Origin of the sequence: Pseudorhodobacter turbinis (assembly GCF_005234135.1) — a bacterium.
Classification (GTDB): Bacteria; Pseudomonadota; Alphaproteobacteria; order Rhodobacterales; family Rhodobacteraceae; genus Pseudorhodobacter; species Pseudorhodobacter turbinis.
In genome coordinates, this window is record NZ_CP039965.1 from 162,977 (window position 1) to 179,700 (window position 16,724).

General features: G+C 59.2%; 13 protein-coding genes and 2 tRNA genes. 11 read left to right on the top strand and 4 right to left on the bottom strand.

Annotated features, from left to right (window positions below; translation table 11 throughout):
* Positions 1-5: 5 nt before the first annotated feature.
* A complete protein-coding gene (edd, locus tag EOK75_RS13155) occupies positions 6-1,808 on the bottom strand; it encodes a phosphogluconate dehydratase (RefSeq protein ID WP_137194540.1) in 1,803 nt (600 codons plus the stop codon).
* Positions 1,809-1,976: 168 nt separating this feature from the next.
* Here edd and EOK75_RS13160 point away from each other — a divergent pair, with 168 nt between their 5' ends.
* The 4 genes from EOK75_RS13160 to EOK75_RS13175 all read left to right on the top strand — a co-directional run bounded on the left by EOK75_RS13160 (position 1,977) and on the right by EOK75_RS13175 (position 4,093).
* Complete coding sequence (locus tag EOK75_RS13160) at positions 1,977-3,218, top strand: RSP_2647 family RNA methyltransferase (RefSeq protein WP_137194541.1); 1,242 nt, start codon at positions 1,977-1,979, stop codon at positions 3,216-3,218.
* On the top strand, positions 3,215-3,766 hold the full coding sequence (locus EOK75_RS13165; protein WP_137194542.1) for an RSP_2648 family PIN domain-containing protein: 552 nt from the start codon (positions 3,215-3,217) through the stop codon (positions 3,764-3,766). Before EOK75_RS13160 ends, EOK75_RS13165 begins: the two co-directional genes overlap by 4 nt.
* Before the next feature lie 145 nt (positions 3,767-3,911).
* A tRNA-Asp gene (locus EOK75_RS13170) sits at positions 3,912-3,988 on the top strand.
* 28 nt (positions 3,989-4,016) lie between these two features.
* Positions 4,017-4,093 (top strand) — tRNA-Asp (locus EOK75_RS13175).
* Positions 4,094-4,177: 84 nt separating this feature from the next.
* Here the strand turns inward: EOK75_RS13175 and EOK75_RS13180 are convergent.
* Positions 4,178-4,621: a GNAT family N-acetyltransferase gene (locus EOK75_RS13180; RefSeq protein ID WP_137194543.1), complete on the bottom strand. Its 444-nt coding sequence runs from the start codon at positions 4,619-4,621 to the stop codon at positions 4,178-4,180.
* Between the two features lie 4 nt (positions 4,622-4,625).
* The gene (locus EOK75_RS13185) at positions 4,626-6,020 is read right to left on the bottom strand and encodes a M20/M25/M40 family metallo-hydrolase (protein WP_137194544.1); all 1,395 of its coding nucleotides are present in this window, start codon (positions 6,018-6,020) and stop codon (positions 4,626-4,628) included.
* 124 nt (positions 6,021-6,144) lie between these two features.
* Between EOK75_RS13185 and EOK75_RS13190 the strand changes: the two genes are divergently transcribed.
* The 4 genes from EOK75_RS13190 (at position 6,145) to ispG (ending at position 10,647) form a co-directional block, all read left to right on the top strand.
* A complete protein-coding gene (locus tag EOK75_RS13190; RefSeq protein ID WP_137195780.1) occupies positions 6,145-6,735 on the top strand; it encodes a 5-aminolevulic acid synthase in 591 nt (196 codons plus the stop codon).
* A gap of 147 nt (positions 6,736-6,882) precedes the next feature.
* Positions 6,883-8,106 carry a 5-aminolevulinate synthase gene (hemA, locus tag EOK75_RS13195; protein WP_137194545.1) on the top strand — a complete coding sequence of 408 codons (1,224 nt, stop codon included), beginning with the start codon at positions 6,883-6,885 and terminating at the stop codon, positions 8,104-8,106.
* Between the two features lie 117 nt (positions 8,107-8,223).
* Complete coding sequence (locus tag EOK75_RS13200) at positions 8,224-9,438, top strand: helix-turn-helix domain-containing protein (protein ID WP_137194546.1); 1,215 nt, start codon at positions 8,224-8,226, stop codon at positions 9,436-9,438.
* A 75-nt stretch (positions 9,439-9,513) separates the two neighbouring features.
* Entirely contained in the window at positions 9,514-10,647 is a 1,134-nt protein-coding gene (gene ispG, locus EOK75_RS13205; RefSeq protein ID WP_137194547.1) for a flavodoxin-dependent (E)-4-hydroxy-3-methylbut-2-enyl-diphosphate synthase, read from the top strand.
* Between the two features lie 35 nt (positions 10,648-10,682).
* Here ispG and EOK75_RS13210 read toward each other — a convergent pair whose 3' ends face one another.
* On the bottom strand, positions 10,683-11,426 hold the full coding sequence (locus EOK75_RS13210; RefSeq protein WP_137194548.1) for a DsbA family protein: 744 nt from the start codon (positions 11,424-11,426) through the stop codon (positions 10,683-10,685).
* A gap of 206 nt (positions 11,427-11,632) precedes the next feature.
* Here EOK75_RS13210 and EOK75_RS13215 point away from each other — a divergent pair, with 206 nt between their 5' ends.
* From EOK75_RS13215 to EOK75_RS13225, 3 genes are all read left to right on the top strand, one after another.
* Complete coding sequence (locus EOK75_RS13215; protein ID WP_137195781.1) at positions 11,633-12,784, top strand: pyridoxal phosphate-dependent aminotransferase; 1,152 nt, start codon at positions 11,633-11,635, stop codon at positions 12,782-12,784.
* A gap of 55 nt (positions 12,785-12,839) precedes the next feature.
* Entirely contained in the window at positions 12,840-14,039 is a 1,200-nt protein-coding gene (locus EOK75_RS13220; protein ID WP_137194549.1) for an N-acetylmuramoyl-L-alanine amidase, read from the top strand.
* 118 nt (positions 14,040-14,157) lie between these two features.
* Positions 14,158-16,719, top strand: a complete 2,562-nt coding sequence (locus EOK75_RS13225) for a penicillin-binding protein 1A (RefSeq protein WP_137194550.1) — start codon at positions 14,158-14,160, stop codon at positions 16,717-16,719.
* The last annotated feature ends 5 nt before the right edge of the window (positions 16,720-16,724 follow it).

The following is a 16,724-nucleotide window of genomic DNA, read 5'->3' on the forward strand; positions in this document are numbered from 1 at the left end:
GGGCGTCAGACCACCCGTGCACCTTCAGTTGCGGGGCCAACAGTTTGGCGAAACACTTCGAACAGCTCGCGCCCGATACCATGCGCATTTTCCGACAGATCTGCGACGGCATCGCTGCGGCTGCCAAGATCAACGCCGCGCACCTCTAGCACGCCGGTCGTGGCGTCCAGCCGGATGATGTCGCCGTCTTGTAGTTTGGCCAGCGGGCCACCACAGGCCGCCTCGGGCGAGATATGGATGGCCGCAGGCACTTTGCCGCTTGCACCCGACATGCGCCCATCAGTGACCAGCGCCACCTTGAGGCCGCGATCCTGCAACACCGATAGCACCGGCGTGAGGGAGTGCAGCTCTGGCATGCCATTGGCGCGGGGGCCTTGGAACCGCACCACGATCACGCTGTCAGAGGTAAACTCACCGGCACGAAAGGCGGCTTTCACCGCCTCTTGGGTGTGGAAAATACGGGCAGGGGCCTCGATCACATGACGTTCGGGGGCCACGGCCGAAACTTTGATAACCCCGCGCCCAAGATTGCCTGAAAGCTGTTTCAGCCCGCCGACAGCCGCAAAAGGCGCGGACACAGGGCGCAAGATTTTCTCATTCAACGAGTTGCGCGCGCCCTCTTCCCAAACCAGCGCATCGCCTTGCAGCTTTGGCTCGCCGCGGTAAGCCTCAAGGCCTTTGCCAAGAATCGTCTTGGTGTCGGGGTGCAAAAGCCCCGCATCCAGCAATTCCCCGATCATAAAGCCAAGCCCGCCCGCCGCGTGGAAATGGTTCACATCGGCCAGCCCGTTGGGGTAAACCTTGGCCATCAAGGGCACCGCCTCGGAGATATCCGCGAAATCCTCAAGGTCCAGCACAATCCCTGCGGCCCGGGCCATCGCAGGCAAATGCAGCACAAGGTTGGTGGAGCCGCCGGTCGCCATCAACCCGACAATCCCGTTCACAAAACTGCGCACACCCAGAACTTCGCCCGCCGGGGTGAAGGTATTGCCAAGTGCCGTGATTGCCGCCGCGCGTTCGACTGCGGCCCCTGTCAGGGCATCACGCAACCCGTTGCCGGGGTTGACAAAAGACGCGCCGGGAAGGTGGAGGCCCATAAATTCCATCAACATCTGGTTGGTATTGGCCGTGCCGTAAAAGGTACAGGTGCCGGGACCATGATAGCTGGCCATCTCGGCGGCCATCAGTTCGGTGCGGGTGACTTTACCTTGGGCAAAAGCATTGCGCACAGCGGATTTTTCATCGTTCGGGATGCCCGATGGCATTGGCCCCGCAGGCACAAAGACCGCCGGGATATGGCCGAAGGTTGCCGCAGCAATTATCAACCCCGGTACGATCTTGTCACAAACCCCTAGATAAAGCGCTGCATCAAACACGTTATGCGACAAGGCCACACCCGCCGCCAAGGCGATTACATCGCGCGAGAACAGCGAAAGCTCCATACCGGCTTGGCCTTGGGTCACGCCGTCACACATCGCGGGCACGCCGCCTGCGACCTGCGCCGTGGCACCTGCGCGCCGGGCGGCAGCGCGGATCAGGTCTGGGTAATGCTCATAGGGCTGATGCGCCGAGAGCATGTCATTATAGGCCGTCACGATGCCCAGATTTGGCGCGCGTTCGGCGACCAATGCGTCTTTGTCGCCGGTCATCGCGGCATAGGCATGGGCCTGATTGCCACAAGACAGATGCGCCCGTGCAGGCCCCTTTGCCACCGCCGCCGCCATGCGCGTCAGATAATCCCCGCGCAAGCCTGCGGATCTTTCACGAATACGGTCGGTGACCCGATCAATGGTGCTGTTCAATGTCATGGCTGGCCTCATTGGCTGTGATTGCGGGCATGTTAGCGCTAACTTGATCAAAAAGAAAGCAGTTTAACAGGGTTGCGGCAAGGCTAGGCCAAAAACCGCATGTTTGAAAAGGGGCAAGACAAACAGACGGGCTTTCCCAGCGTTGCGGAACAGGATAAAGGGTAGAATATGAACAACACCCCATCCTCGCAAGACAGCGACCCCGCAAGCACCGATGCCGCCACCCAGCCGGTCGTCCGCCTGAAACCAAAAGCCGAGGCGCGGGCGATCCGCCATGGCTTCCCATGGGTTTACGCCGATGAGCTGGTGACAGACCGGCGCACGCAAAAACTTAGCCCCGGTACCTTGGCGGTGCTGGAAGATGGCGACCGTCGGGCCATGGGGCTTGTCACGGTCAACCCCAATTCCAAGATCATCTGCCGGATGCTTGATCAAAATCCCGATGCGGTGATCGACCAAGCCTGGCTAGAGGCGCGCCTTGCCCGTGCCCATGCGATGCGTGAGCGTCTTTATGATGCGCCCTTCTATCGTTTGGTCCATGCCGAGGCAGACGGGTTGCCGGGCGTGGTGATCGACCGTTTCGGTGATACCGCCGTTATCCAGCCCAATGCCGCTTGGGCCGAGGCGCATATCGATGCGCTGGTTGCTGCGTTGATCGCAGTGACGGGTGTGAAAAACATCCTGAAAAACGGCACAGGCCGCGCCCGCAGCCTTGAGGGGCTGACCGAGGAGACCACAGTTTTGCACGGTGTTGTCGACGGGCCAATCCCCGTGCCGATGAACGGTGCCACCTATATGGCGGATCTGATCGGCGGGCAGAAAACCGGTCTCTTCTTTGACCAACGCCCCAATCACGCCTTTGCGGCCCGGCTGTCAAAAGGCGCGCGGGTTTTGGACATGTTTTCGCATGTTGGCGGCTTTGGTCTGGCGGCTTTGGCGGGGGGGGCATCCTCGGTTCTGGCGGTTGACGGATCTGCGCCTGCGCTGAAACTGGCCGCACAAGGGGCTGAGGCTTCGGGTTTTGCCGATCGTTTCACCACCCGCCAAGGCGATGCGTTCGCGGTGCTAGAGGCCTTGGCCGAAGAGGGCGCGCAGTTTGACGTGATCATCTGTGACCCGCCCGCCTTTGCGCCTGCCAAACCGGCACTGGTCGCAGGCCTTCGCGCCTATGAGCGTGTTGCGCGGCTTGCGGCACCTTTGCTGGCACCGGGGGGCTATCTCGGGCTTTGCTCTTGTTCGCATGCGGCCGATTTGTCGGCGTTTCGCAATGCTTGCGGGCGCGGCATCGGGCGTGCGGGGCGGCGTGGGCAATTGATCCACACAGGCCACGCGGGACCAGACCACCCGATGCTGCCACAACTGGCAGAAAGCGGATACCTTAAGGCGTTGTTCTACCGGCTTGACGGGTGAAGCTTTGCCTTGATGCGTGCGTCTTATTCCCGACAGTGATGCGGGAGGTGCTGCTGGCAGTGGCGGGGCAGGGGCTGTTCATGCCGATCTGGTCCGACCGGATCTTGGGCGAGTGGCAACGTGCCGCCGCCCGTTACGGCGCGCAGGCAGAAGGGGAGGCGTTGGCCGCCATCGCCCGCGCTGGCGATCTGTTTCCAAAGGCGCGCATTCCCGCCCAGCCGGGGCTGGAGGCGCGGCTTTACCTGCCTGATGATAATGACCTTCATGTGCTGGCGGTGGCGATTGCGGGCAATGCCGATGCAGTTGTCACCCTGAACGCCAAGGATTTCCCGCGTGGTACTTTGGCCGTCGAAGGGCTTGAACGCCGCGACCCCGACGGCCTGCTGTGGGAGCTGTGGTCCCATCACCCGCAAGCTGTCGAAACTGCACTGGAATCCGTGCGCGCCACTGCCTCGCGTCTGTCGGGCGAAGAGAAGGCGCTGCGGCCCTTACTCAAGCGGGCCAAGCTGACGCGGCTTGCGCGGGCTGTCGCCTCAGACGCTGGTTGAGGGCCAGATTGCTGTTTCCAATAGCCCCGGACAGCCCCGCAAAAATAATCCTCGATTAAAGCGATGAAAAACCACATTGGCCGCTTGACGCCGCCAGCGTGCTTCCGTAATACCCCATCACGTTCGGGCGGATCTGGACGGTGCTGCGGTTGTAGCTCAGTTGGTTAGAGTACCGGCCTGTCACGCCGGGGGTCGCGGGTTCGAGTCCCGTCAACCGCGCCATCCGCCCGCCCGAACGTGTATTAAAAGCGCGGTTGTAGCTCAGTTGGTTAGAGTACCGGCCTGTCACGCCGGGGGTCGCGGGTTCGAGTCCCGTCAACCGCGCCATTAATACACTATCATTTTCAAGCATATCGACAAACAGCCCCGAACTTGTGGGGGCTGATATGCCATTTCTCGATTCGCAACCGCTTACAGCTTAATACGGTAGCGCACATGCCCGTCATAGGCGGTGTAGCTGTCATAAAGCTTGCGTGCGCGGGCATTGCCCTCATCGGTGTGCCAGTAAAGCCGGGAATAGCCGTTCTCATGGCAAATCTTGATAAGATCATCCATTAAGGCACGCCCGATTCCGTGGCCACGGGCGGCATCTGTCAGGAACAGATCCTCCAGATAGCAATCGGGGGCTGCGGCCCAAGTGGACATGTGGTGGTGGTGCAGGGCAAAGCCCATCACCGCGCCGTCCAGAACCGCCACGCGCCCCCGCAAAACCGCCTGCGGGTCAACAAGCCGCGCCCATGTTTGGTCAGTTACCTCGGGGGCAAGGGTCACGGCATAAAACGCCAGATATTCTGCCCAAAGCTTGCGCCAGAGGGTTTCATCCTCTGGCGCAATGTCGCGTATAAATAGGGTCATCGGTTTATCCTTTTTCCGTGGTCAGCCGGTCCAGCACGCGCGCCCATGACCGGATGCCCTTGTGGAAGCTTTGCAGGTCATATTTCTCATTCGGGGAATGGATCTGGTCATCGTCCTTGGCAAAGCCGATCAGCATCGCATCCATATCGAGATAAGTCTTGAAGTAGCCTGCAATCGGGATGGAGCCACCGCAGCCGACATAGGCGGCGGCTGTGCCCCATTCCTCGGTCAGGGCGGCGCGGGCGGGTTCAAACGCGGGGTTTTCCACGCTCATCTGGCCTGCGGGGCTATCGCCATGTTCGGAAAACTCTGCGGTGCAATCGGCGGGAAGTTGGGCCGTGACATAGGCGCGGAAGGCCTCGCGGATGGCCAGCGGGTCTTGTTGCCCGACAAGGCGGAAGCTGATCTTGGCGTTGGCCTCGGCGGGCAGCACGGTTTTGAAACCGTCGCCGGTATAGCCGCCCCAGATGCCGTTCACCTCACAGGTCGGGCGTGACCAGAGCATTTCCAGCGGTGTGCGATCTGATTCCCCCGCAGGGACCGACAGGCCGACATCGCCCAGAAAGCGCGCGTGATCAAAGGCGAGGCCTTGCCATTGGGCGCGCATCTCATCCGACAGCTCTGGCACACCGTCATAAAAACCCGGAACGGTGATGCGGCCCGTATCGTCATGCAGCCCCGCGATGATTTGCGATAGCAGGCGGATCGGGTTCATCGCCAGCCCGCCGTACATGCCGGAATGCAAGTCTTTGCTGGCGGCTTTGATGGTGATTTCTTCCCCAACCAATCCGCGCAGCATGGTCACGATTGACGGGGTTCTGGATTGGAAAAGCCCCGTATCGCAAATCAGGGCGACATCGGCGCGCAGCTCTTGGGCGTTTTCTTGCATGAAGGGGATCAGTGAGGGTGAACCGGATTCTTCTTCGCCCTCAAGGAAAATCGTCAGGCGGCAGGGCAGGCGGCCATGCTCAGCGCGCCATGCGCGGCACGCCTCGAGGAATGTCATCAACTGGCCTTTGTCATCAGAGGCACCGCGCCCGCGGATCACCTTGCCCGATGGCGTATCCTCAATTTGCGGATCAAAGGGGTCGCGGTCCCACAGGGAAAGCGGATCAACAGGTTGAACATCATAATGGCCGTAAAACAGCAGATGCGGTGTGTCTGCAACTTCGGGTCCGTCATAATGGGCGACGACCATAGGGTGGCCGGGGGTGGGCCGTTTGGAGGCATCAAACCCCAAGCCTTGCAAATCGGACACCAGCCAATCGGCGGCGCGGTCGCAATCGGCCTGATAGGCGGGATCGGTGGAAATCGACGGGATGCGCAGCAGGTCCAGCAAGCGGTCGGTGGCTTCGGGCAGGGCTTGGTCAATGCGGGCTAGGACGGCTTCGATGGTCATGGCGCTCTCCGGTTTTTGATATTACGCGCAAGGTAACAGCAACGCGGCCCCTGTCCAGAGGGGGTAAGATCGGCTACAGCCTGCGCAGAATTGACTTTGAATCGCAAAGACGGAGTGTGTGGTGATGTTGCAATCGGGTAAGGTGTTGATCTGTGCGGGCTTGGGGCTTGCGATTTGTGCAGGGGCGGCGCTGGCTGAACCGATGACGGGCAAGCAGGCCACAAAACAGCTTTTTTCGGCTAAAAAATCAGAGGTACAGCTGTTGAACGTCAACGGGCTTTCGGCGGAACATTCCGCGCTGTTGGGGGAGGTGGTCAAGGGCTATGCCTATTACGCCGCCGCTGCCATCGCGCCGCAAGAGGATCTTTTGAAGTCCGAGGCGACGACGCTTGTTGCCAATCACCACAGCGCCGAGGCGGCCTCGGCGGCGGCATTGGCGGGGTGCAATGCGTTGCGCAAAACGGCAGATGAATGTGTGATTGCAGCCATTGTGCAGCCTAAAGGTTGGGAGGCGCGTGCCTTGCAATTGTCGGTCGAGGGTACGGTTGCGCTGAAATCTGACTACGGAAAACGCGGCGAACGGGCGATGGCCGCCTCTGCCTCTACCGGCTTTTTCGCGCTGGCCAAGGGGGTGCAAGCGCAGGCGTTGGCGCTTAGAGCCTGTGCCGATAAGGGCGCGCCCGATTGTGAGATCATTGTCGCAGACCCTAAGTGACAGGGAATTTGGCAAAAGGGGGCGTCAAATTGCCCTCTTTCGTTTATAAGACTTGATAAGTATCAAAGCGCCGATGCCAATTCTTGCATAGATTGGCGCAAACCCGCTGCAATTGCTCTGATTCGAGCGGGAAAGCTGGAGATTAAGATGAACTATGATGCCGCCCTCGACAATGCCCTCAACCGTTTGCACGAAGAGGGGCGCTATCGGACTTTCATCGATATCGAGCGCCACAAAGGATCTTATCCTGCAGCGATCTGGCGCAAGCCGGATGGTGAGCAGCGTCAAATTACGGTTTGGTGCGGCAATGACTATCTTGGCATGGGACAAAATCCGGTTGTGCTGGAGGCGATGAAAGAGGCGCTGGATGCCACGGGTGCAGGCTCTGGCGGGACGCGCAATATTTCGGGTACGACCGTGTACCACAACCGGCTTGAGGCCGAGCTGGCTGATCTGCATGGTAAGGAAGCCGCCTTGGTGTTTACCTCGGCTTACAATGCCAATGATGCGACGCTTTCGACCCTGCCCAAGCTGTTTCCGGGGCTGATCATCTATTCGGATGCGTTGAACCATGCCTCGATGATCGAGGGGGTGCGCCGCAATGGCGGGGCCAAGCGGATTTTCCGTCACAACGATGTGGCGCATCTGCGTGAATTGATGGCTGCCGATGATCCGGCAGCACCAAAGCTGATCGCCTTTGAGTCGATCTATTCGATGGATGGTGATTTTGGCCCGATCGAGGCTATTTGTGATGCAGCTGATGAATTCGGTGCGTTGACCTATATCGACGAGGTCCACGCCGTGGGCATGTATGGCCCGCGCGGGGCAGGGGTTGCGGAACGTGACGGGCTGATGGGGCGGCTTGATATTATCAACGCCACGCTGGCCAAGGCATACGGTGTTGCGGGTGGCTATATCGCGGCTTCGGCCAAGATGTGTGACGCGGTGCGTTCTTATGCGCCGGGGTTCATCTTTACATCCTCGATGCCGCCTGCGGTGGCGGCGGGGGCTGCGGCCTCGGTTCGGCATCTGAAAACGGCACAACATTTGCGCGATGCCCAACAGCTTCATGCGCGGATTCTCAAGAGCCGGCTGAAGGCGATCGGCCTGCCGCTGATCGACCACGGCAGCCATATTGTGCCGGTGCATGTCGGTGACCCCGTGCATTGCAAGGCGCTGTCCGATATGTTGCTGGAGCAATTCGGCATTTATGTGCAGCCGATCAACTTCCCCACTGTGCCCCGCGGGACAGAGCGGCTTCGTTTTACGCCGTCGCCGGTGCATGATGCGGCCCAGATTGACGCATTGGTTAAGGCGATGGATAAACTTTGGCAGCAATGTGCGCTAAATCGTGCCGAGTTGACGGCTTGATTTATATCTAGATGTGCTATTTGGATTGTAGTGTGCTACTATAGAAGCAATACGATAGCGTCGAGTCGGTGATACGACTCAGACGCAGGAAATGGGGCAGAAAACGAGGCATACTTGATGATCGGCCGAAGGAAAGCACCTTCGACGTCCGAAACCGACAAGCCGAAAGGCTTTGACGATTTCGAGCTACGTCTGGGCGACCTTATGCGCGGGGAGCGCGCAACCTTAGGCAAGTCATTGCTCGATGTTCAACGTGAGTTGAAGGTCAAGGCGACCTATATTGCAGCCATTGAAAATTGTGATACCTCTGCTTTTGAAACTCAGGGCTTTGTTGCCGGTTATGTGCGGTCCTATTCGCGCTATCTTGGTATGGACCCTGATTGGGCCTATGCGAAATTTTGCCGTGAGGCGAATTTCACCTTGGCGCACGGCATGTCTGTTGAGGCATCCCCCGTCCGCCTGACCAAAGCGCGTAGCCGTGTGCAGGATTTTGGCGATCCCTTGGCAAACCCCAATGCGACCTTCGTTCCGCGCAGTGAGTCGATTTTGTCGCGTGTGGAACCGGGCGCCGTTGGTTCCCTGTTGGTATTGCTCGGGTTGATTGGCGGCTTGGGCTATGGCGGCTGGTCCGTCTTGCAAGAGGTGCAGCGGGTGCAACTTGCCCCCGTAGATCAGGCCCCGCAAGTCATCGCGGAGATTGATCCGCTGGGCAATGTACAAGGTGTGGCTCCTGTGGTGCGCTCGGCCCCGGAAAGCCAGGCTGTCGAGGAGGTTTCGACTTCGATCGCTGCCAATACGCAAACGCCGATCCGTTCTGACCGGCTTTACCGCCCTCAGGCGCTTGATGTTCCTGTGCTGACCTCGCGCGATGGGCCGATTGCCGCGATTGATCCGCAGCGCCACGCGATTGCACAGCTGGTTGCCGAAGTGGCAGGCGCACCCGAGTCTGATCCCGTCGAGAATGAAGTACAGGTCGTCGCCGCTGACCCCAATATCGTTGAAATTCTGGCCGTGCGCCCGTCTTGGGTGCGGGTCTCCTCGGCTGATGGGACTGTGTTGCTTGAGAAGGTGCTCGATTCCTGTGAACGCTACACCGTCCCATTGATGGAGGCGGCACCGGTGCTGCGTGCGGGCAATTCCGGCTCGGTTTATTTTACCGTCAATGGCAAGACATTTGGCCCCTCGGCACCCGGTGCGCAAGTTGTGAAAAACGTGGCCTTGACGGCGGATGCGGTACAGGCAAAATTCCCGAACGTAGAGACAGGGCAATCCGTGGCCGTAGCTGATGCGAATAACGCAATGGTGCTTTGCCCCTCCAGCCCGTCTTTGTGATCAAGCAAGCGGTTGCTTTTCGGTCGCTTTGGCCATAGCCAATGGGGAAGCAATTCCCTTGGCCCCGAGTATCCAATGACCCATAATCCAATTCGTCCATGGCGCAATATTGAACGTCGTAAATCCCGCCAGATCATGGTGGGAAAGGTCGCTGTGGGCGGGGATGCCCCGATTTCGGTCCAGACGATGACCAATACGCCGACCACCGATATCAAGGCCACGATTGCGCAGGTGCAGCGTGCTGCGGATGCAGGGGCCGATATTGTGCGTGTCTCGGCACCGGATCGCGAAAGCGCGCTGGCTCTGCGTGAGATTTGCCGCGAGTCCCCCGTGCCTATCGTTGCGGACATCCATTTCCACTACAAACGCGCGATTGAGGCCGCTGAGGCGGGGGCCGCCTGCTTGCGGATCAACCCCGGCAACATCGGGGATGCTTCACGCGTGCGTGAGGTGATTAAGGCGGCAAAGGACCATGGCTGTTCTATCCGCATTGGCGTCAATGCAGGATCGTTAGAGCGCCATCTGCTTGATAAATATGGCGAACCTTGCCCTGATGCGATGGTCGAATCCGGGTTGGACCATATTAAACTGCTGCAAGACAATGATTTCCATGAATATAAAATCAGCGTCAAAGCCTCGGATGTTTTCATGTCGGCGGCCGCCTATAACCAGCTTGCCGAGGTCACGGATGCGCCGATCCATCTTGGCATCACCGAGGCGGGCGGGTTGCAATCAGGTACGGTGAAATCCGCCATCGGGCTTGGCAATCTGCTTTGGTCCGGCATTGGTGATACCATTCGCGTCTCACTCTCGGCTGAGCCGGAGGCAGAGGTGAAGGTCGGGTTTGAGATTCTTAAATCCCTCGGCCTGCGCCACCGTGGTGTGACCATCATTTCCTGCCCGTCCTGCGCGCGGCAAGGCTTTGATGTGATCAAGACGGTGACTGAACTGGAAGACCGCCTTGCCCATGTCACCACCTCGATGAGCCTGAGCATCATCGGCTGTGTCGTCAATGGTCCGGGGGAGGCGCTGATGACAGATATCGGCTTTACCGGCGGTGGGGCCGGATCGGGTATGGTCTATCTGGCGGGCAAGCAAAGCCACAAGCTGGGCAATGAGGCGATGATCGACCATATTGTCGAGCTGGTCGAAAAGCGCGCAACAGAGCTGGACGCCGCCACAGAACTGCCGGAACCCGCCGGAAAATAGGGGTGCGCCGGGGGCTTTTACCCCCGGCCAAACATTCAGCCCTCGCGCTGACCTTCGACAATCTGGCGCATGCCGTCCAATGGCACATAACCGCGCACCAAGGTCTTATCGATCACAAATGTCGGTGTGCCGTTGATGGCCAAACGCTGGGCAAGGGCGCGGTTGGCATCAATCACGGCAGTAACTTTGGCGGATGTCATATGCGCCATGACCGCGTCGACATCTGCAAGCCCCACATCTGCCCCGATGCTTGCAAGATTATCCGGCGTCACCGCGCCGCGCATCACCATCAGCGCGTCATGCACTTTTTCATAAGCCTCGGCGCCGTCGGTTTGCAAAACAGCAATCGCAAAGCGCGAAGCTAGATCCGATTGTTCGCCCAGAATAGGGAACTCTTTGACAACAAAGCGGATATTACCGTCTGAGGACACCAGCTCTGCCACATCCTCAAAGGCTTTTTTGCAATAGCCGCATTGGTAGTCCATGAATTCCACCACGGTGATATCGCCATCGGGATTGCCGCCAACCCAGCTTGCGGGATCGTTGAAAATCTCATCCGCGTTGGTTTTCAGCATGGCAAGATCATCGGCCACGGCATCGGTATTGCGGCGCTCTTCGAGGATGGCAAACACTTCCATCAGCACTTCCGGCTCTTCCAGCAAATAGGCGCGAACCTCGGCGCGGAAATCAGCGCGCTCGGCCTCCGAAAGCTTGCTTTGTGCAAATGCGGGCGGGGCAAGGGCCAATGCGAGGGCCGTGGTGACGAGCAGCTTTTTCATAGTGTACTCCGATGTGGCGACACCCGTGGCGGTGCCATGTCTGGTTGACCTTGCCCCCTCATGCCCGATTGCGGGGGGGGAGGGCAACCAAAATGCCCGTGATAATGTGGCGCAGGGTCAAGGGTTTGACGATATCCCGGCCACTCTGTAAGGGAGGAGGATTGCATAGACAGCTTTGATGTGGGGGTATGACAGTGGCAAAAGGCCTGAAAAAATCACAGCGTGGGGAGGTTGATCCCTTTATCGTGATGGATGTGATGGAGGCCGCGCGCGCCGCCGAGGCCGCAGGTCGCAGCATCATCCACATGGAGGTGGGTCAGCCCGGAACCGGTGCGGCGCAGGGCGCACGTGATGCGCTGGTGGCGGCGATGGGGCAGGGCGCGCTTGGCTATACGGTGGCGCTTGGCTTGCCGGAATTGCGCGCGGGCATCGCGGCACTTTACAAACGCTGGTATGATATCGACCTTGATCCGAGCCGAGTGGTTGTTACGACGGGGTCTTCCTCGGGGTTTCTACTGGCCTTCACCTCGCTGTTTGATGCGGGCGAAAGGGTCGGTTTGGGGGAGCCGGGCTACCCCTCATATCGTCAGATCCTGCGCGCCTTGTCGCTGACGCCGGTGGGCATCCCGACCCGCGTCGAAAACCGCCTTCAACCGACGCCGGATGATCTGGAGGGTGTTGATATGTCAGGGCTTATTGTCGCAAGCCCCGGCAACCCTTCTGGCACCATGCTCGATCATGCGGCGCTCAAGGCGCTGATGGATCATTGCGCGGCAAAGGATATCGCCTTTATCTCGGATGAGATTTACCACGGGTTGCATTACGATACCCGCGCGGTTTCGGCGCTGGAGATCAGCGATGAAGCCTATGTCATCAACTCTTTCTCCAAGTATTTCAGCATGACGGGTTGGCGTATCGGTTGGATGATTGTGCCACAGTCGCATGTGCGCCGGGTGGAGCGTTTGGCCCAAAACATGTTCATCTGCCCGCCCCATGCCAGCCAGATCGCAGCCCTTGCCGCCTTGGATTGCATCGACGAGATGGAGGCAAACCGTGCCGTCTATGCCAAAAACCGCTTGCTGATGCTGGAGGGGCTTCGCGCCGCCGGTTTCACCAAGATTGCACCACCTGACGGCGCATTTTATGTCTATGCCGATGTGTCGGAGTTGACGGATGACAGTTTGCAGTTTTGCTCGGATATCCTGAAGCAGGCAGGGGTTGCGGTGACGCCGGGGCTCGACTTCGATCCGGTTCGGGGCAAACATACTTTGCGGTTTTCCTATGCCCGCAGCACAGCGGAGATCGAAGAGGGCATCGCACGGTTGAAGGGCTTTATGGCGGGTTATACCAAGCCGTGATTTTACTTTTTTGCGGCTGTCATAAATGGTTTGCAAAACGAAAGGGTCATCTGTGATGCGGGCAATTCTGGCGGTTTGGGCGATGATGCTGATGCTGCTCCCCGCTTGGGGGCAAGAGCTTTCTGCCATCGCGCGTCTGGATGTGGCGGGGTCACAGGTACAAGACAAGGGGCGCGGGGTCGCGCTGTCGCTGGCGATTTCGCAACCGGTGCCATGGCGCGTGCGCGTGCTGGACAATCCGCCGCGGTTGGTGCTCGACACCCGAGAGGTTGACTTCTCACAAGCCGCCAGCCTGCCGCGTAGTGGGGCGCGGGTGGTGGATCTGCGCGCGGGGGTGTTTCGCCCCGGCTGGTCGCGGCTGGTGCTGGAACTTTCCGGCCCGATGGCGGTGAAATCGGCGGCGATGACCACCGGCGAGGCCGTGCAGATTGATGTGACCTTGGCACCAACCGATGCCGATAGCTTTGCTGCATTGGCCGCCAAGTCCGAGCCGGAGGGCTGGGCGCTGCCCGAACCGGCCGATCTGCCAAAGCGCGGCCTGCGGGCAGGCGGGCCGATGATCGTGGTGCTTGACCCGGGCCACGGCGGGCTTGACCCAGGGGCAGAGCATGGCGATTACCTTGAGGCGCATCTGATGCTGACCTTCGCGCGGGAATTTAAAGATTACCTTCAGCGCAGCGGCGACTATCAGGTGATCCTGACCCGCGATGAGGATGTTTTCGTGCCGCTGGAAACCCGGATTTCCATTGCCCGGGCCGCAGGGGCGGATGTGCTGTTGTCGTTGCATGCCGATGCATTGGCCGAAGGTGAAGCGTCGGGGGCGACGATCTATACCCTGTCAAAAGCGGCGATCGACACTGCTGCCAGATTGCTGGCCGAGCGTCATGACCGCGATGATCTGCTTGCAGGTGTGGATTTGACGGAACAAGACGATATGATCGCAAATGTGTTGATGGATATGGCACGGGCCGAAACCTTGCCCAAGGTCGGCCGGCTGGCAGAATCGCTTAAAACCGCGATCAAGGCCGAGGGGATAGCGATGCACAGCAGGCCTGTTCAGTCTGGCGAGTTTTCAGTTCTCAAAAGCCCTGATATCCCGTCGGTGTTGATCGAACTGGGGTTTTTATCCTCACGGCGGGATCTTGCGCGGATTGTCGATCCGGCATGGCGGCGGCGGATGATCGCCTCACTGCACCAAGGCCTTGCGCAATGGGCTGCACACGAGGCCGCCTTGGCCGGTGCCGCCAAGCACTGAGGTTCGGGCGACGTGATCACGAAGAATTTGGCAAAATCGCGTCTTGAAGGCGGGCGGCGCTTTTGCTTGCAGGCTGCATAGGGTATATAGAACAGGTCGGAAACATGGGGAAATTCGCGTGATCAGATTTATCGGCTCTTTTTTTGGTGGTCTGTTCACCCTTTTGACAATGGGCCTGTTTTTTGCGGCCCTGTCGGTTGGCGCGATTTTTTACATGTACAGCCGCGATCTGCCCAGTCACGAAAGCCTTGCGAAATACGCGCCGCCCACCATCAGCCGTGTCTATTCCGGCGGTGGTGAGATGATGGATGAATTCGCCAAGGAGCGCCGGATTTTCGCCAGCTCCGAGGAAATTCCTGCCTTGGTTAAACAGGCCTTCATCAGCGCCGAGGACAAGAATTTCTATACTCACAACGGCTATGATGCGCGCGGTATCGCGGTGGCGGCCCTTGAGGCGATCCGCTCTCGCGGGGAAAACGTGCGCGGGGCCTCGACGATCACGCAGCAGGTGATGAAGAACTTCCTTTTGGGCGGTGAACGCAAGGCCGAACGCAAGATCAAGGAAATCATTCTGGCGACCCGCATCGAGGAAACCCTGAGCAAGGAGAAAATCCTTGAGCTTTACCTCAACGAGATTGATCTGGGGCAACGCAGCTTCGGGGTCGCCGCCGCCGCGCAGACCTATTTCAACAAGATCCTGTCGCAGCTTTCCCCCGGAGAGACGGCCTATCTTGCCGCTTTGCCAAAATCGCCCGGCCGTGGGTTGCATCCGGTCCGCGATTATGACCGCGCGGTAGACCGCCGCAACTATGTGCTGCGCGAGATGTGGCAAAACAATTATATCGATGAGGCGACATACCTTAGCGAAAAGGACTTGCCGCTTAAAACCGTGCAAAACGGCGATTACCCCTCGTTCCGCGAAAGCCTGCCTTCCCGCGATTATTTCAGCGACGAGATTCGTCGCCAATTGTCGGGCACCTTCGGGGAGCAGGAATTTTTCGGTGGCGGCTTGACCATCCGCGCCACTGTGGACCCCGAATTGCAAAAAGAAGCTGCCAAGGCGCTTCAGGCCGGCCTGGAAGAATTTGACCGCGGCCGTGGTATCTGGAACGGCACGGGTAAGGTGATCGACCCTGCGAACCTTACGGATGAGGAAAGCTGGCGCGCCGCTCTGCGCAAGGTTGATGTCGCCCGCGATGTCGAAGGCTGGATGCCCGCCGTTGTGTTAGAGGTTGGCGATACCTCGGCACGGATCGGGATTGAGGGGGTTGAGGAAGACGCCGACGGTCATTTCATCCCCGCCGCTGATGTCACATGGGCGCGTAAACGCCTGCCAAACGGGCGGCTTGCCAACAAGGCGCGCAAGGCCGGTGATCTGGTGTCTGTGGGCGATGTGGTCTTGGTGCGTGCGATGACCAAGGACAGCGACGGCAGCTTTATCCGCTGGACCCTGCGGCAGGTGCCAGAGGTGCAGGGCGCGTTTATGGCGATGGATGTCACCTCGGGGCGTGTTCTGGCGATGCAGGGCGGGTTCTCCTATCAGCATTCGGTGTTTAACCGCGCCACCCAAGCGCAGCGCCAGCCCGGTTCCAGCTTTAAACCTTTTGTCTTTGCGGCGGCCCTCGATAGCGGCTTTAACCCCGCCACAATTGTTGTCGATGCCCCGATTGAGGTGAATACCCCGCAAGGCATCTGGCGGCCGCGCAACTCGTCCAACAAATTCTATGGCCCCACCACCTTGCGCACCGGGATTGAACAATCGCGTAACCTGATGACAGTGCGGATTGCCGAAGAAATCGGGATGAGCGTGGTGGCATCCTATGCTGAACGGTTTGGCGTTTATGACCGGATGGGGCAGTTTCTGGCCAACTCGCTTGGTTCCGAGGAAACGACCCTGTTCAAGATGGTCGCTGCCTATGCGATGTTTGCCAATGGCGGAGAGCGGGTGGAGCCTACGCTGGTTGACCGTGTTCAGGACCGCTACGGCAAAACCGTTTACCGCCATGACCAGCGCATCTGTGATGATTGCCAGCTGGCGTCCCTTAACCCACGAGAACTGCCAAATATCACCTCTAACCGCGAACGGGTAATGGATGCGATTACCGCCTATCAGCTGACTTCGATGCTGGAAGGGGTTGTGAAGCGCGGGACGGCTGCGGGCATCAACTTGCCAGTGCCGATTGCAGGCAAGACCGGCACCACCAATGAGTCCAAGGATGTTTGGTTTGTGGGCTTTTCGTCCAATATCGCGGCGGGCTGCTATATCGGCTATGATAACCCGCGCAGCATGGGGCGCACTTACGGCGGCACGACCTGCGGCCCGGTGTTCGAACGCTTTATGCGTAAGGCCATCAGCAAATACGGCGGCGGAAAATTCAAAGTGCCACCGGGCGGTTTCTTCCGCAAAATCGACCGCTTTACTGGCGCTGTTTTGCCTGATGATGCCTCGGGGCCGAATGTTGTCTCTGAATATTTCCGCGATGGGGATGAGCCGATGTCCGGCTTTGGCGCCTATGTCGATGGCGGCTTTGGCATGGGCGCCAATCTGCCCCTGTTTGCCTATGGTGAGGAAGATGATGCATCCGGCGGCGGCAGCGCTGTTACCACCTCCAGCGGGCAAACCAAGATCATCCCGAAGAAGGCCGACTTTGGCACGCTCAGCTCTGGTGGGTTGTACTAGGGGCT

Coding starts and splice junctions, on each gene's coding strand:
- edd (WP_137194540.1), bottom strand. CDS start 1,808: ATGACATTGAACAGCACCATTGATCGGGTCACCGACCGTATTCGTGAA.
- EOK75_RS13160 (WP_137194541.1), top strand. CDS start 1,977: ATGAACAACACCCCATCCTCGCAAGACAGCGACCCCGCAAGCACCGAT.
- EOK75_RS13180 (WP_137194543.1), bottom strand. CDS start 4,621: ATGACCCTATTTATACGCGACATTGCGCCAGAGGATGAAACCCTCTGG.
- EOK75_RS13185 (WP_137194544.1), bottom strand. CDS start 6,020: ATGACCATCGAAGCCGTCCTAGCCCGCATTGACCAAGCCCTGCCCGAA.
- EOK75_RS13190 (WP_137195780.1), top strand. CDS start 6,145: ATGTTGCAATCGGGTAAGGTGTTGATCTGTGCGGGCTTGGGGCTTGCG.
- hemA (WP_137194545.1), top strand. CDS start 6,883: ATGAACTATGATGCCGCCCTCGACAATGCCCTCAACCGTTTGCACGAA.
- EOK75_RS13200 (WP_137194546.1), top strand. CDS start 8,224: ATGATCGGCCGAAGGAAAGCACCTTCGACGTCCGAAACCGACAAGCCG.
- ispG (WP_137194547.1), top strand. CDS start 9,514: ATGACCCATAATCCAATTCGTCCATGGCGCAATATTGAACGTCGTAAA.
- EOK75_RS13210 (WP_137194548.1), bottom strand. CDS start 11,426: ATGAAAAAGCTGCTCGTCACCACGGCCCTCGCATTGGCCCTTGCCCCG.
- EOK75_RS13220 (WP_137194549.1), top strand. CDS start 12,840: ATGCGGGCAATTCTGGCGGTTTGGGCGATGATGCTGATGCTGCTCCCC.